General features: G+C 68.7%; 14 protein-coding genes. 9 read left to right on the top strand and 5 right to left on the bottom strand.

Going from position 1 to position 13,111, the window contains the following annotated elements:
- Window positions 1-80: 80 nt before the first annotated feature.
- Together C2U31_RS29645 and C2U31_RS29640 are read left to right on the top strand one after the other, a co-directional pair.
- A complete protein-coding gene (locus C2U31_RS29645; protein WP_103276067.1) occupies window positions 81-1,925 on the top strand; it encodes a methyl-accepting chemotaxis protein in 1,845 nt (614 codons plus the stop codon).
- A gap of 94 nt (window positions 1,926-2,019) precedes the next feature.
- Window positions 2,020-2,520 (top strand): DUF2199 domain-containing protein, encoded by a 501-nt coding sequence (locus tag C2U31_RS29640; protein ID WP_103276066.1) that lies wholly within the window; start codon window positions 2,020-2,022, stop codon window positions 2,518-2,520.
- A 24-nt stretch (window positions 2,521-2,544) separates the two neighbouring features.
- Here the strand turns inward: C2U31_RS29640 and C2U31_RS29635 are convergent, their stop codons facing one another.
- Window positions 2,545-2,910, bottom strand: coding sequence for a DOPA 4,5-dioxygenase family protein (locus C2U31_RS29635; RefSeq protein ID WP_103276065.1), 366 nt, complete (start codon window positions 2,908-2,910; stop codon window positions 2,545-2,547).
- A gap of 53 nt (window positions 2,911-2,963) precedes the next feature.
- Entirely contained in the window at window positions 2,964-3,323 is a 360-nt protein-coding gene (locus C2U31_RS29630; protein ID WP_103276064.1) for a translation initiation factor Sui1, read from the bottom strand.
- 210 nt (window positions 3,324-3,533) lie between these two features.
- On the opposite strand from C2U31_RS29630, the gene C2U31_RS29625 reads away from it, so the two are divergent.
- Window positions 3,534-4,583 carry an NADP(H)-dependent aldo-keto reductase gene (locus C2U31_RS29625; RefSeq protein WP_103276063.1) on the top strand — a complete coding sequence of 350 codons (1,050 nt, stop codon included), beginning with the start codon at window positions 3,534-3,536 and terminating at the stop codon, window positions 4,581-4,583.
- Window positions 4,584-4,599: 16 nt separating this feature from the next.
- On the opposite strand, the gene C2U31_RS29620 is transcribed toward C2U31_RS29625, so the two are convergent.
- Together C2U31_RS29620 and C2U31_RS29615 are read right to left on the bottom strand one after the other, a co-directional pair.
- A complete protein-coding gene (locus C2U31_RS29620) occupies window positions 4,600-5,052 on the bottom strand; it encodes a GNAT family N-acetyltransferase (RefSeq protein ID WP_158658495.1) in 453 nt (150 codons plus the stop codon).
- A 31-nt stretch (window positions 5,053-5,083) separates the two neighbouring features.
- Window positions 5,084-6,028, bottom strand: a complete 945-nt coding sequence (locus C2U31_RS29615; RefSeq protein ID WP_103276062.1) for a LysR family transcriptional regulator — start codon at window positions 6,026-6,028, stop codon at window positions 5,084-5,086.
- 116 nt (window positions 6,029-6,144) lie between these two features.
- Between C2U31_RS29615 and C2U31_RS29610 the strand changes: the two genes are divergently transcribed.
- The 3 genes from C2U31_RS29610 to C2U31_RS29600 are packed head-to-tail and all read left to right on the top strand — an operon-like array spanning window position 6,145 to window position 8,820.
- Window positions 6,145-7,335 (top strand): Xaa-Pro peptidase family protein, encoded by a 1,191-nt coding sequence (locus C2U31_RS29610; protein ID WP_103276061.1) that lies wholly within the window; start codon window positions 6,145-6,147, stop codon window positions 7,333-7,335.
- A complete protein-coding gene (locus C2U31_RS29605) occupies window positions 7,319-7,855 on the top strand; it encodes a GAF domain-containing protein (RefSeq protein WP_103276060.1) in 537 nt (178 codons plus the stop codon). Before C2U31_RS29610 ends, C2U31_RS29605 begins: the two co-directional genes overlap by 17 nt.
- Window positions 7,852-8,820: a tripartite tricarboxylate transporter substrate binding protein gene (locus tag C2U31_RS29600; RefSeq protein WP_103276059.1), complete on the top strand. Its 969-nt coding sequence runs from the start codon at window positions 7,852-7,854 to the stop codon at window positions 8,818-8,820. Before C2U31_RS29605 ends, C2U31_RS29600 begins: the two co-directional genes overlap by 4 nt.
- 32 nt (window positions 8,821-8,852) lie before the next feature.
- On the opposite strand, the gene C2U31_RS29595 is transcribed toward C2U31_RS29600, so the two are convergent.
- Window positions 8,853-9,812 (bottom strand): hypothetical protein, encoded by a 960-nt coding sequence (locus C2U31_RS29595; RefSeq protein ID WP_103276058.1) that lies wholly within the window; start codon window positions 9,810-9,812, stop codon window positions 8,853-8,855.
- Window positions 9,813-10,073: 261 nt separating this feature from the next.
- On the opposite strand from C2U31_RS29595, the gene C2U31_RS29590 reads away from it, so the two are divergent.
- The 3 genes from C2U31_RS29590 (at window position 10,074) to C2U31_RS29580 (ending at window position 13,099) form a co-directional block, all read left to right on the top strand.
- On the top strand, window positions 10,074-11,648 hold the full coding sequence (locus C2U31_RS29590) for a phage tail protein (RefSeq protein ID WP_103276057.1): 1,575 nt from the start codon (window positions 10,074-10,076) through the stop codon (window positions 11,646-11,648).
- A gap of 69 nt (window positions 11,649-11,717) precedes the next feature.
- Window positions 11,718-12,905 carry a hypothetical protein gene (locus tag C2U31_RS29585; RefSeq protein WP_103276056.1) on the top strand — a complete coding sequence of 396 codons (1,188 nt, stop codon included), beginning with the start codon at window positions 11,718-11,720 and terminating at the stop codon, window positions 12,903-12,905.
- Window positions 12,905-13,099: a hypothetical protein gene (locus C2U31_RS29580; protein WP_103276055.1), complete on the top strand. Its 195-nt coding sequence runs from the start codon at window positions 12,905-12,907 to the stop codon at window positions 13,097-13,099. The genes C2U31_RS29585 and C2U31_RS29580 overlap by 1 nt, the downstream gene beginning before the upstream one ends.
- Window positions 13,100-13,111: the final 12 nt, after the last annotated feature.

The raw sequence follows: 13,111 nt of genomic DNA, 5'->3' as shown, positions 1-13,111 counted from the left end.
CGGTGAGGCGATGTGGCGTTCCGGATGGAACCGGCATCGCCGGCCGGGCCCGGCCCGGGCCGATGCATTGAGATGAGAGCATGAAAATTACTTCGCTGCGCAACCGGATCCTGTTGATCACGGGGCTGACCGTGGTGGGGGCGCTGGCCCTTTCCGGCGTTACGACCTACAAGATCGTGCGCGACAACATGATGTCGGCCATCGCCGGCACGCTGGACGCGGTGGCCAACGGCAACGCCAGCGCCATCGAGCGCTGGTCGGCGGACAAGGCCCAGGCGGTCTCGGCCACCGCCGCCGTGGTGGAAAAGGGCGACCCGCGCGGATTGACGCGCCTGATGGGTCAGACCAACGATTTCCCCATCACCAGCGTCGGCTGGTCGGACAAGACCTTCTTTTCCACGGCCAACACGCCCGCCGACTACGATCCGACCTCGCGCCCCTGGTACAAGAGCGCGGTGGAATCGGGCAAGCTGACCGTGACCAAGCCCTACGGCGATTCCGGCACGGGCAAGCCCTACGTGGCCTTCACCACGCCCATCGTGCGCGAGGGCAAGACCATCGGCGCGCTGAGCGGCGCGGTCGCGCTGGACGGCGTCAAGGCCATCATCCAGGCCATCCATCCCACGCCGTCCAGCCTGGCCTTCGTGCTGGGCAGCGACGGTCAGGTGATCTCCCACGTGGACGACAAGTTCGCGCTCAAGCCCGCCACCGAGGTGGCGCCCGAACTCAAGCCCGAGGCGCTCAAGGGCCTGGCGCGCGACGGCGGCGAGCCGGCGGTGATCACGCTGGCCGGCGCCGAGAAGCTGGTCAAGGCCAAGCGCATTCCCGGCACCGACTGGTATCTGGTGGTGGCGCTGGACAAGGCCGAGGCCACGGTGGGACTGACGCAGGTGTTCAACGCCACGCTGATCGCGCTGGTGGTGCTGACGCTGGCCGCGCTGGCCATCGCCAGCCTGATCACCTCGCGCGCCTTCAAGCGCCTGTCCGCCGTGCGCGACGCGATGGACACGATTGGCTCGGGCGATGGCGACATGACGCACCGGCTGGACGTGGTGGGCCACGATGAAGTGGCGCAGATCTCCAAGTCCTTCAACGCCTTCGTCGACAAGATCAGCACCGTGATGCTGGACGTGCGCGCCGGCGTGGGCTCCATGAGCACCGCGACCAGCGAGATCGACATGGGCAACCGCGACCTGTCGCAGCGCACCGAGACCTCGGCCGGCTCGCTGGAGGAAACCTCGGCGGCCCTGACCCAGCTGACCTCCAGCGTGAAGCAGACCGCCGAGACCGCCGAGCAGGCCACGCGCCTGGCCACCGAGGCCAGCGCCGCCGCCGAGCGCGGCGGCCAGGTGGTGTCCGACGCGGTCCACACCATGGGCGCGATCTCGCAGTCGTCCGAGCGCATTACCGAGATCATCAGCGTGATCGACGGCATCGCTTTCCAGACCAACATCCTGGCGCTGAACGCGGCCGTGGAAGCCGCGCGCGCTGGCGAGCAGGGCCGTGGCTTCGCGGTGGTGGCCGGCGAGGTGCGCACGCTGGCCCAGCGCAGCGCCGCCTCGGCGCAGGAGATCAAGGCCCTGATCGAGGCATCGGTGCAGAACGTCAAGAGCGGCACCGAGCGGGTGCAGGCGGCCGGCGTCACCATGACCGAGATCGTGCAGGGCATCGACCGCGTGCAGCGGCTGGTCACCGAGATCCACGGCGCCATGACCGAGCAGAGCGTGGGCATCAGCCAGATCGACCGCAGCGTGTCCGACATGGATCAGGCCACGCAGCAGAACGCCGCGCTGGTCGAGCAGTCGGCCGCCGCGGCCGCGTTGCTGAACGACCAGGCGCGCGCTCTGGCCGGCACGGTGGCGCGCTTCAAGCTGCGCGGCGATCTGCGGCAGGCGGGGCCGGCGCTGGCCCTGAGCCACGCCTGAGGGATCGGGCGGCGCGGCGAACTTCCCGCCGCGCCGGCTTGCGGCACAATAGGGCGTTTCCACGCCGCGCCGGCGCCCGCCGGCCCAAACCGCCATGTTCCGTTTCGAATGCAAGGCCTGTGGTCAATGGCATGAAGGCATGCCGGCCTTCGACGCCGAAGCGCCGCTGTTCTACTACCTGATTCCCGAGCCTGAACGCGCCGCGCGCTGCGAGCTGTCGTCCGACGTCTGCGTCGTCGATGGCAAGTATTTCTTCGTGCGCGGCTGCATCGAAATCCCCGTGCATGGCGCGGACGAGCCCTTCGTCTGGGGCGTCTGGGTATCGCTGAGCGAAGCCAGCTTCAGCCAGTACCTGGACAGCTACGACGAACCCCGGCGCGCGCACCTGGGGCCGTTCTTCGGCTGGCTGTCCGCCAGCTTCAAGGTCTATCCGGAAACGGAAGGCAGCCTGAAGACCCACGTTCATCTGCGCGACGACGGCGTGCGGCCCTACATCGAGCTGGAACACACCGATCATCCGCTGGCGCTGGAACAGCGTCAGGGCATCGATGCGGCGCGGCTGGCGCAGATCTACGCGGCCTACATGCACGCCTGACGGCGGCGCCGTGCTGGTTGGAGGTCAGCCGCCCAGCGCCCGCAGGTTGAGCGCATGGCTGCGGCCCAGCCAGACCGCGCAGTCGCGGTGGTCGCGCAGCGAGTCGCCGGTGTTGGGATGCGCGAACACGTCCAGCGCGCCGTGGTTCAGCGCCAGCCAGGTCATGATCTCGGCGAACTCCGCCGGCGGGAAAGCGATCTGGTAGCTCCAGCACGGGTGCGGCCCCACCAGCTTCTCGTGGAAACGGCCCATCTCCATCCTGTCGCCGAAGCGCGCGATGACGCGTTCGCGCAACGCGTGGGCCGCGTCCCGGCTGGCCGCGTCGAAATACACGTGGGCGTGCCAGCCGCTCACGGCGGCGGGCTCGAAGTCGATATCAGTCGTGCTCATGTTCTTGCCTGGCTGGGCCAGCCGCTCGCGGCTGGCGGTGTAGGGGGCGCGTCTCAGCCGCCGGCCAGCTTGGCGCGATGGCCCAGCTTTGCCAGCGCCTGCGCGACGCGTTCGCGGTGGTCTCCCTGGATCTCGATCACGCCGTCCTTGACGGTGCCGCCGCTGCCGCAGGCCGTGCGCAGCTGCTTGCCCAGCTGCTCCAGCGCCGGGCCGGCCATCGGCAGGCCGCGCACCAGCGTCACGCTCTTGCCGCCGCGGCCCTTGCTCTCGCGCCAGATGCGGGCCACGCCGTCGCCGGCGGGGGCCGGCGCGGCGGCCTGGCAGGCGCAGTCGGCGACGGGGCGGCGACAGGCGGGGCACATGCGGCCGCCGTCGGTGGAATAGACCAGGCCGCCTATGGATTTGTTTTTCATGAGCTTATGGCGTGAAGCGCGGGACGATGACGCAGTGTATCGCCTTGCCCGGGCGCGGATCGGCCTGGCGCCTGGCCGGCCAGGGATCGCGGGCCGGACAGGGGGGCAGCCCGTCAGCGGATTGCCAAGCGACCTGCGGTATGGTGTCGCCTTTCCGGGACCCGCGCGCCTGTCCCAGGCCCGGCCCCATCCATCCGCAGGGAGCAGAACTTGAAATACCGCAAACTCGGCCGCAGCGGCCTGGACGTCAGCCTGATCGGCCTGGGCACCATGACCTGGGGCGAGCAGAACACCGAGGCAGAGGCGCACGAGCAGCTCGACTACGCGCTGGCGCGCGGCATCAACCTGATCGACACGGCCGAGATGTATCCGGTGCCGCCGCTGGCGCAGACCCAGGGCCTGACCGAGACCTATATCGGCACCTGGCTGGCCAGCCGCAAGCGCCGCCAGGACGTGGTGCTGGCCAGCAAGGTCGCCGGCCCGGTGCGCGACCCCAAGCGTCCCGGCCACATCCGCGACGGCAAGACCTTCCTGGACCGCAAGAACCTCACCGCCGCGCTGGATGCCAGCCTGAAGCGCCTGCGGACGGACTACCTGGACCTGTATCAGCTGCACTGGCCCGACCGGACCACGGCGACCTTCGGCAAGCTGGCCTATCCCTGGACCGAGGGCGAGCAGACCGTGGCCATCGAGGAAACGCTGTCCGTGCTGCAGGACTTCGTGCGCGAGGGCAAGGTACGCCATGTGGGCGTGTCCAACGAAACGCCCTGGGGCGTGGCGCAGTTCCTCAAGCACGCCGAGAACCAGGGGCTTCCGCGCATCGTGTCCATCCAGAATGCCTACAGCCTGCTCAACCGCGTGTTCGAGAGCGGCCTGTCGGAATTCTCGCGCCACGAAGACGTGGGCCTGCTGGCCTATTCGCCGCTGGCCATGGGCATGCTCTGTGGCAAGTACCTGGACGGCGCCCGGCCCGAGGGCGCGCGCCTGACGCGCTACGAGCGCTTCACGCGCTACAGCAATCCGCAGGCCGAGGCCGCCACCGCCGAGTACGTGGCCCTGGCGCGCCGGCTGGGCCTGTCGCCGACGCATCTGGCGCTGGCCTTCATCAACCAGCAGCCCTTCGTGACCAGCAACCTGATCGGCGCGACCACGCTGGCGCAGCTCAAGGAGAACATCGACAGCGTGGAGGTCACGCTGCCGCAGGAAGCGCTGGACGGCATCGCGCAGATCCACGCGCGTCATCCGAACCCGGCGCCCTGAGGCCGGATGCCCAGCGTTACAGCCTCAGGCTGTACACCTGGGCCGTCTCGCCCCACGGGTGATAGCCGACGCCGTCGGGCTGGAAGCCGAACTTCTCGTAATAGCCGCGCAGGTCGCTGCACAGGTGCAGCGACCTGAATCCCAGCGCGCGGGCATGGTCCGCCGCGTGCCGGATCAGGCGCCCGCCCAGGTTGCGGCCGCGCAGATCTTGCTCCACATGCAGCGCGCACAGCCACGGATACAGCTCGCCGCGGCTGATGAAGTCGTTTGTGATGAGGCCGGCGCAGCCGACGAGGCGCGCGCCGTCGCGCAGCACATACCATTGCGGCAAGGGGTTCTCGGCGCCGATGCAGCGGGTGATGGCATCGTCGTACATCATCATGGTGTCCGCGCTGGCCCATTGCTGCTGGAAGTAGCGGATGGCATCCAGGCGGATGGCGGGTTCGTCGCGTACGGAAACGATCTGCACGGGCTCTCTCTTCGTGAATGGGCGCGCCGGTTCAGCCGGCCGCCTGCTGCATGCCGGCGGTGGCGCGCAGGCTGTCCTGCAGCTGCGCCAGCACGCGGCTGGGCGCGTCGGCGCTCCACATCATACCCACCGCGCCAAAGGCCAGCGGCTCGGGCAGCCTGACGATGTCCACCAGTTTCAGGCGCTTGTACAGCTGCGCCACCGAACTGGCCAGCGTCGACACATAGCCGGTTTCGTGCAGCAGCGCCTGCAGCGCCACCAGCGAAGCGGTCTCGATGCGCGGCGAGGGCGTGGCCACGCCGGCCTTGGCGAAGGCCTCTTCCAGCCTGCCGCGCGATACCGTGCCCGCCGGCGGCATGATCCACGGATGCGCGGCGGCCTCCTTCCAGCCGGGCCGCCGCAGCCGGGCCAGCGGATGGCCGGGGCGCGTCACGATGCTGAAGGTGTCGCGCATCAACGGTTCCATGCGCAGTCCGGCCTGATGGCCGCGCACATCCAGCGGCCCGACGATCAGGTCGAGCTCATGGCGCTGCAAGCGCTCGATCAGGGGCGTGACCAATCCCTCAACCACTTCCACGTAGATGCCGGGGAACTCGCGCTGCAAGGCCGCGATGGCGCGCGGCAGCAGCACCGGCGAGGCCGACAGCACGGTGCCCACATGCAGCCTGCCGGCGATGCCGGATTTCACGGACTCGATTTCCTCGCTGGTGCGCCGCAGATCGCCCAGCATGCGGCGCGCATGCCGCGCCAGGACTTCGCCGGCCTCGGTCAAACGCAGTCCCCGGTTGCGCAGGAACAGCGGCGTGCCCACCAGGTCTTCGATGTCGCTCAGCCAGTGCGATACCGCCGGCTGCGTCATGTGCATCAGGCGGGCCGCGGCGGTGACGCTGCCGGCCGACGCCAGCGTCAGGAAAATCTCCAGGTGCCGCAGCTTCAGGCGGCGCGCCCAGGCGATGTGGTCCAGGTTCCAGTCCATGCTGTGGCTCCGCCAAGTATGAGTAAACGCTAATGGAAAGCTCAGGATTATTCATTTGTCGGCCATGGTTGGCGATACCAGAATACCCGTAGCCCCCACCACTTCCGGTATCCGACATGCCCAGACTGACTACTGCCGTCTGGCGGCACCGCCGCCAGCAGATGAATGACCTGATGGACGCGCTGCGCCTGGACGCGCTGGTGTTCACCTCGGCCGACTTCTTCCAGTTCGCCACAAATTTCCATACCGACGTGCTGCCCTGGGAGCGGCCCATATACGCCGTGGTGCCGCGCGACGGCGATGGTTTCCTGGTGATGAACGAGCTCTCGACCAACCACATGCGCTTCTCGCGCGAACAGGGCAAGGTCTGGATCACCGACGTCAGCTTCTACGCCGAGCATCCGCGCGTGGTCGAGCGCCTGCCGCTGCCGTCGGAGCTGCCCGAGCTGCTGGCGCAGCGCCTGGCGCGGGCGGGCCTGGCGCGGGCGCGCGTCGGCGTGGAGGGCGGCAGTCCGGCGCTGACCGCCGCGGCCGCGCAGCTGCCCGACCTGCGCCTGCTGCCCTGCACCCGCGAATGCCGCGCGCTGCGCTGGCGCAAGCACGAGGAAGAACTCGCGGTGATGGCGGCGATCGGCTCGCTGGCCGACTGGTTGCAGGAACGCTACCGCGAGAACATTCGTCCGGGCCGGCTGGTGCAGGAGCTGGATTGCGCGATGGCCGCGCTATGGGTGCAGGAAGCCGCCGAGCGCTTTCCGGGCGAGCAGTTCGAGGTGATCCGGGCCTGGACGCTGAGCGGCCCGGCGTCCGCGTCGCCGCATGGCGACGGCGCCTCCTGCGGCGCGCGCATCCGCGAAGGCGACGTGCTGGTGAACATCCTGATTCCACGCCTGAACGGGCTGGCCATCGAGAACGAGCGCACCTGGTTCTGCGGCCGGCCCAACGTCGAGCAGGCGGCCTTGTGGACGGCGGCGCGCGACGCGAATCTGGCCGGCATCGAGGCCGCGGTCAGCGGCCAGCCCGTCAGCGGCATCGACGCCGCCGCGCAGGCGGTGATCGAGCGCGCGGGCTACGCCGCCCACATCCGGCACCGCACCGGCCATGCCATCGGCATCATCCATCACGAATACCCGGAGAACATGGCGTTCTGCCATCGGCCGCTGGAAGACAACGAGGTGTATTCCGTGGAGCCCGGCCTGTACGTCTACGGCATCGGCGGTTTTCGCATCGACGATACCGTGGTCGTGGGCCGCGAGCCGCGCACCCTGACCGCCACGCCCAAGACGCTCGACTATGCCACGGTCCTTTGAACTGACGTGCGCGCCGGCCCTGGCGCGGGCGCTGGCCGGCGAATCACAGCCGCAGGCCGGCCTGCGGCAGCTGGACGCGGCGCTGGCGCGGGACCTGGGCCATCGCCTGTTCACCGTGCTGGCGCTGGACTGGGGGCGCGGCCTGAGCGTGCGCCACTACAGCAGCGCGCCGCTGGCCTATCCGCCCGGGGGCGCCAAGCCCATCGTGCCCGGTGGCGAGTTCCATGCCCGCGTCATCGAGGCGGGCGAGCCGCGTTTCTGCGCCGACGCCGACGCCATCCGCGCTGCCTTTCCCGACCACGAGCTGATCCTGTCGCTGGGCTGCGAATCGGCCGTCAATGTGCCGGTGCGTTGGAACGGGCGCACGCTGGGCTCGCTGAACCTGCTGCACGAGGCGGGCTGGTATGGCGAGGACATGCTGCCCGTCCTGCGCGTCTACGGCGCGATGGCGGTGCCGCTGCTGCAGCAGATCCATCTGGACCGATCACACGACCACACGACCACAGGGGAAACACCATGAACATCAAGCGAGCGCTGGCCGCGCTTTTGCTGGCCGGGCTGTCGCCCGCCGGCGCGCAGGCCGAGGCGCGGTATCCGTCCAAACCCATCACCATCGTCTATCCCTACGCGCCCGGTTCGGCCTCGGACACGCTCAGCCGCGTGGTCGGGGAGGTATTGCAGAAGGCGCTGGGCCAGCCGGTGATCGTCGAGAACAAGCCCGGCGCGGGCGGCACCATCGCGCTCGAGTACGTGTCCCGCGCCCAGCCCGATGGCCACACGCTGGCCTTCACCGCCAGCGGCGCGATGGCGGTGAGCCCGCATCTTTACAAGCTGCGCTTCACGCCCACGGAAGACCTCGCGCCCATCACCACGCTGGTCGAGATTCCCTTTGTCTTCGTCACCCGCGCCGATGCGCCCGAGCGCGACCTGCAAAGCTTCATCCGCAAGGCCCGCGCCACGCCTGGCGGCGTGACCTCGGCCAACGCGGGCATCGGCACGCAGGCGCACCTGACGCAGATGCTGTTCCTGAACGCCGCCGGCATCGATCTGAACGTGATCGCCTACAAGGGCGGCGCGCCCGCCGTCAACGATCTGATGGGCGGACACCTGGACTCGATGATCGACAACGCCGCCGCGCAGGCCGGCTACATCCAGGCGGGCAAGGTCCGTGGCCTGTTCGTCACCAGCAAGTACCGCGTGGCCGCCTATCCGGACGTGCCCACGGCCGAGGAGGCCGGCCTGCCCGGATTCTCGGCCGTGGGCTGGTTCGGCCTGGCCGCGCCGCGCGGCACGCCCGACGCGGTCATCCAGCGGCTGAACGCCGCGCTGGTGGCGGGGCTGGGCGAACCCGCGGCGCGCAAGCGCCTGACCGATGCGGGCTGGGTGCCGGTGGTGGGCACGCCCGAGGAGGCGCGCGAACGGGCGCGGGCGGACCTGGACGCGCTGGGCAAGGTGGTGCGGCAGATCGGCCTGCAACCGAATTGACCGGTCAGCGCCGCTGTCGCGGGGCGGCGGTCTCAGCGGGCTGCGCAGCCCGGCGCGCGCGGCAGTTCCGCGCCCGGCACCAGCAGCAGGCGCGCATTGCGTCCGGGCACATAGGACAGCGTGCGCGCGCGCCACGCGGGCACGTCGGCATAGGCCACCTGCGCGTCCTTGCCGCTGGACGGCCGGCCGTCCAGGTCCAGCTTCGGCGCCTGGAGGCAGGCATCCTTGATCTCCAGCCTGGCCAGCTCCGCGCCGTCGCGCCAGCGCACGGCGCGGAACGTCAGCGGCGTCTTGCGGGTGATCACCTTGCCCTGTTCCACATAGCTCGCGCCGCCCGGCCCCGTCACCAGCCGGTTCGGTTCCTGGCGCACGACGGTCTCGCCGGGCGGCGTCATCAGGAAGGCGGTGTCGCCGTCGATGTCGAGCAGCATGCCCGCGCCCAGGCGCACGACCTGCAGGGAATCGTGCCGGACCAGCGCGGTCTCGGTCCAGTCGGTCTGCACCCGGCTCCAGCCCGGCATGCGCGCATCCAGCAGCTTGCGGGTCTCGACCGTGTCGCGCGCCTCGTCCTCGGACAGCCGCAGGCGCTCGACGCGCAGGCGGCCTCCACGCGCCGTCAGGCCGGCGAGAAAGGTCTCGTTCGAATCGCGGAAGAACATCAGCACGCTGTCCGGGCCGACGGGCAGGACGGGGCTCAGGCAGTAATAGGGGCGCGTGGCGAGCCTGGCGTTATCCGGATGCAGGTAGCGTCCGAGCGTCCCGCCGGGGCCGCACAGCGCTTCGCCCTGGAACGAGGCGGCGGTGATTCGGAATGTCTGGCTCTGGCCGGTGTTCACGTCGCGCTGGCTCTGCTGCGCGGCGTCGATGCGCAGGCCGCCCGCGTCGAACACGGCGGCGGCCTGGGCCGTGGCGGCGAGCATCAATGGCGCGGCGGCCAGGCTGGCGCTGCGCAGGAAACGGGACAGGCGGGCATGGCGGAGCAGGGTGCGCAATGGAGTTCCTTCCTGTTGGGGCGGGCGTTCAAACATAGCACGCGGGGACTCGGCGCCGCATGGCGGTCGGGCTGGCGGCGCACTTGCTCTGGCGTGTCGCACAAGCCTTGTATGGGCGCGGGAGCGCGCCTATAGTCGATCCGTCGAGGGGAAGTCGCGTCCCGCGCATCCATCCTCACCGAAAGCCCGCCTGCCCATGCAGCGGGCTTTTTTCGTTTCCGAACCCCATCCCAGCGATTCCTTTCCTGAATACGGATCCCTATGCAACGACTCATACCCATCAACGTGGGCCAGCAGGCCAATGACCGCAGCGGTGATCCGCTGCGCGACGGCATGTCCAAGGTCAACGAGAACTTCGCCAAGGTGACGACGGCCATGGACGCCGTGGAGACCGCCGTGGCGCAGACCAGCGCGCTCGCGGGCTCCGCGCGCGATATCGCCGCCGCGGCGCTGCCCGCCGTGCAGAAGAACCGGCCCGGCGGCGTGGCGCCGCTGGACGCGGACGGCAAGGTGCCCGCCGGCAACCTGCCCGATTCCGTGCCGATGTCGCAAAAGGGCGCGGCCGGTGGCGTGGCGCCGCTGGACGCGGCGGGCAAGGTGCCGGCCGGTCATTTGCCCGATTCCATACCCATGTCGCAGAAGGGCGCGGCGGACGGCGTGACCCCCTTGGACGCCGCCGGCAAGGTGCCGGTCGCCCACCTGCCGAAGCTGGACTACCTGCCGGTGATCCAGCGGGGCGCGCCCGACGGCGTGGCCCCGCTGGACGCGCAGGGCAAGGTGCCGGCGGCGCAGCTGCCTCCGATCGAATCGATTCCCACGGGCTTCGTGGCCTGGGCGCCGAAGCGGGGAGGGATCTGGGCGGGCTGGATTCCCGGCGATGGGCAGCTCGTGTCGCGGGCGACGTTTCCGGATCTGGCGGCGGCCGTCGCGGATGGCGTTGTCCCGGTCGTGTCCGAGGCCGAGTGGCTGGCGGATCCGCTCAAGCGTGGCGCCTACACGCTTGGCGATGGGGCAACCAGCATTCGCGTGCCGGACTACAACGGCAAGTCTGCAAACTCATTGGGTCGAGTTTTTCTCTCCGGCGACGGGGGAAATTCGGTGGGTATATCAGGGAGCATTCAACCTGATGCCATGCAAAACGTGGAGGGTAGAGCCTACTTTCATGGCGCGGGCACCGGGACTGTGTACATGGGCGGATCGGGAGTGCTCAAACCCGGTGGCGAGCGACAACTCTTTGGCGCCTCGCAGATGTCGAGCAACGCAAATTCATATGACTATCTAGAATTTCAGCTCTCCAGTGTAGCGAGGACTGCAGCCGAAACGCGCCCGCAGAACATCACAGGCTGCTTCATCATCAAGGTGTTCGGCGCCGTGTCGCGCCCCGGTAGCGTCGATGCCGCACAACTGGCCACCAGGCTCGCCGCTCTTGACGCGGCGTTCCAGACCGATATTGACTTCAAGCTGCTCTATCCCGGCGGTTCGGCGACCACTCCCGGGGTCATCTATCAGAACACGGTACAGACGATAGACAACCCGTTCCCAGGCTCTCCGGTCCAGGTCGTGGTCGAGCATGAGTTGAACGGTCAGTGGTTCGAACCCGGCTGGTTCTGCTCGACGGACCGCACGGGGGCGCCCAATGATCCCTTTTCCGGATGGGGCCTGAAGGCCGCCCATGGCCTTGTGACGGACAAGATCATCGTGCGGGCAGGCAAGAACGGCACCGCCACGGATCCCGCCATTGCGGGTGGCTCCTGGGTCGGCGCCTGGTCGCAGAACCAGGTCAACGCGCGCTTTCGTCTGAAGGTGTGGAAGCTGAAGGGCAGGATCGGAGGGTAGCGAGAGCAGGCTGCCCTTGCGGCAGCCTGCTACCTCATCTCCCATGCAACCTTTTCAAATCAAATCATCATGCAAAGACTCCAACCCATCAATGTGGGCCAGCAGGCCAATGACCGCACAGGCGATCCGCTGCGCGACGGCATGGTCAAGGTGAACGAGAACTTCACCCAGGTCGAGACCGCGGTCGACAAGGTCGAAGCGGCAGCCACAGGCGCGCAACAGCGGGCCGATGCGGCGCACGACAAGGCCGTCGGCGCTGGCGCGGCCGCCGCGACGGCGGACGGAAAGGCGGTGGCAGCGGCGCAGTCGGCAGCCGCTGGCCTGGCCGCTGCGGCGGCGGCCGACGGCAAGGCCGTCGCGGCCCAGGCCGCAGCCGACGAAGCCAACAGGAAGGCGGTCGCCGCCAATGCGGCGGCGGCAACGGCGGCGCAGTCCGCCGCTTCCGGTCTGGCGGCGGCCAGCGAGGCCGACAGGAAGGCGCTGGCCGCCAATGCGGCCGCCGTGGTCGCGGACGGCAAGGCTGTCGCGGCCGCGCAAGCCGCCGCCGTGGCCCAGGCCGCCGCCGATGAGGCCGATAAAAAGGCGCAAACGAAGATTCCGCTTTCCTACGCGGGCATACAGTCGGGCGTGGCCACGCTGGAAGGCCGCCTGGCGACGCTGGCCGACGCGCAGATTCCGCATGTCACGACGGCTACCGTGTGGGACGACGCCAACTGGAACGAACTGCCCAAGCATGCCCGCAATGACGGACTCGTCATGCGCTTGATACGCAGTGGCGGCAGTTCGCAGAACGGGCCTCCGGCCGGGCAGTACTACTACGTCCGGCATCACTGGTTCAGCGATCGGGATACGCTGACGCAGATTGCGATCCCGTATTACAACTCGGAAGAAATCACGCCGGGGTTCCAATATCGAATGAAGTACGAGGGCGTCTGGACACGCTGGTACAGCGCGGATCCGCAGACCAAGGCCAAGGCATTTGGGGTCGATCAGACACTGGTCAATCTGGCCGGGCAGCGACTGCCGGGAATTACTTACGTGAACTCGACGCGCAAGCCGATATCGGTCTATCTGTACGGTGGCTCAACAGCCGCCGGCGGCTACATCAATATCTTGATGGCGAGCATTCCAGTTGCCGTATTTCAGGCCCAGGCTCCGGAGAACGGCATCGCGGTGAATGCCATCATTCCGCCGGGAACAACCTATTTCGCCAGTGCGGTCAATGCAAAGATCGAATACTGGTTGGAGTATCGCTGATGCAAACCTTCAAAGACACCCAGACCAACCAGGTATGGCAATTCGAGGACGAGGTGCTGATCAAGGAGGTCGGCAACCATCGGCTGTTCTACGCGCCACACCAGCTTGAAAAACCGCTGGACGTTCCCGCGACGCTCGAACCGTTCGACATCGACGAATTCCGCCCGGCGCAGGTCGATCCGCTGGCGCGATAGGCGCCCGCCCGG

This window comes from Achromobacter sp. AONIH1, assembly GCF_002902905.1.
GTDB lineage: Bacteria > Pseudomonadota > Gammaproteobacteria > Burkholderiales > Burkholderiaceae_B > Achromobacter.
Note: the sequence above shows the minus strand (reverse complement) of the source record. Positions and strands in the feature narration are given on the sequence as shown.

Bases quoted from the DNA above. Each gene is read 5' to 3' on its own strand.
- C2U31_RS29645 (WP_103276067.1), top strand. From the start codon at position 81: ATGAAAATTACTTCGCTGCGCAACCGGATCCTGTTGATCACGGGGCTG.
- C2U31_RS29640 (WP_103276066.1), top strand. From the start codon at position 2,020: ATGTTCCGTTTCGAATGCAAGGCCTGTGGTCAATGGCATGAAGGCATG.
- C2U31_RS29605 (WP_103276060.1), top strand. From the start codon at position 7,319: ATGCCACGGTCCTTTGAACTGACGTGCGCGCCGGCCCTGGCGCGGGCG.
- C2U31_RS29610 (WP_103276061.1), top strand. From the start codon at position 6,145: ATGCCCAGACTGACTACTGCCGTCTGGCGGCACCGCCGCCAGCAGATG.
- C2U31_RS29630 (WP_103276064.1), bottom strand. From the start codon at position 3,323: ATGAAAAACAAATCCATAGGCGGCCTGGTCTATTCCACCGACGGCGGC.
- C2U31_RS29615 (WP_103276062.1), bottom strand. From the start codon at position 6,028: ATGGACTGGAACCTGGACCACATCGCCTGGGCGCGCCGCCTGAAGCTG.
- C2U31_RS29580 (WP_103276055.1), top strand. From the start codon at position 12,905: ATGCAAACCTTCAAAGACACCCAGACCAACCAGGTATGGCAATTCGAG.
- C2U31_RS29590 (WP_103276057.1), top strand. From the start codon at position 10,074: ATGCAACGACTCATACCCATCAACGTGGGCCAGCAGGCCAATGACCGC.
- C2U31_RS29600 (WP_103276059.1), top strand. From the start codon at position 7,852: ATGAACATCAAGCGAGCGCTGGCCGCGCTTTTGCTGGCCGGGCTGTCG.
- C2U31_RS29635 (WP_103276065.1), bottom strand. From the start codon at position 2,910: ATGAGCACGACTGATATCGACTTCGAGCCCGCCGCCGTGAGCGGCTGG.
- C2U31_RS29585 (WP_103276056.1), top strand. From the start codon at position 11,718: ATGCAAAGACTCCAACCCATCAATGTGGGCCAGCAGGCCAATGACCGC.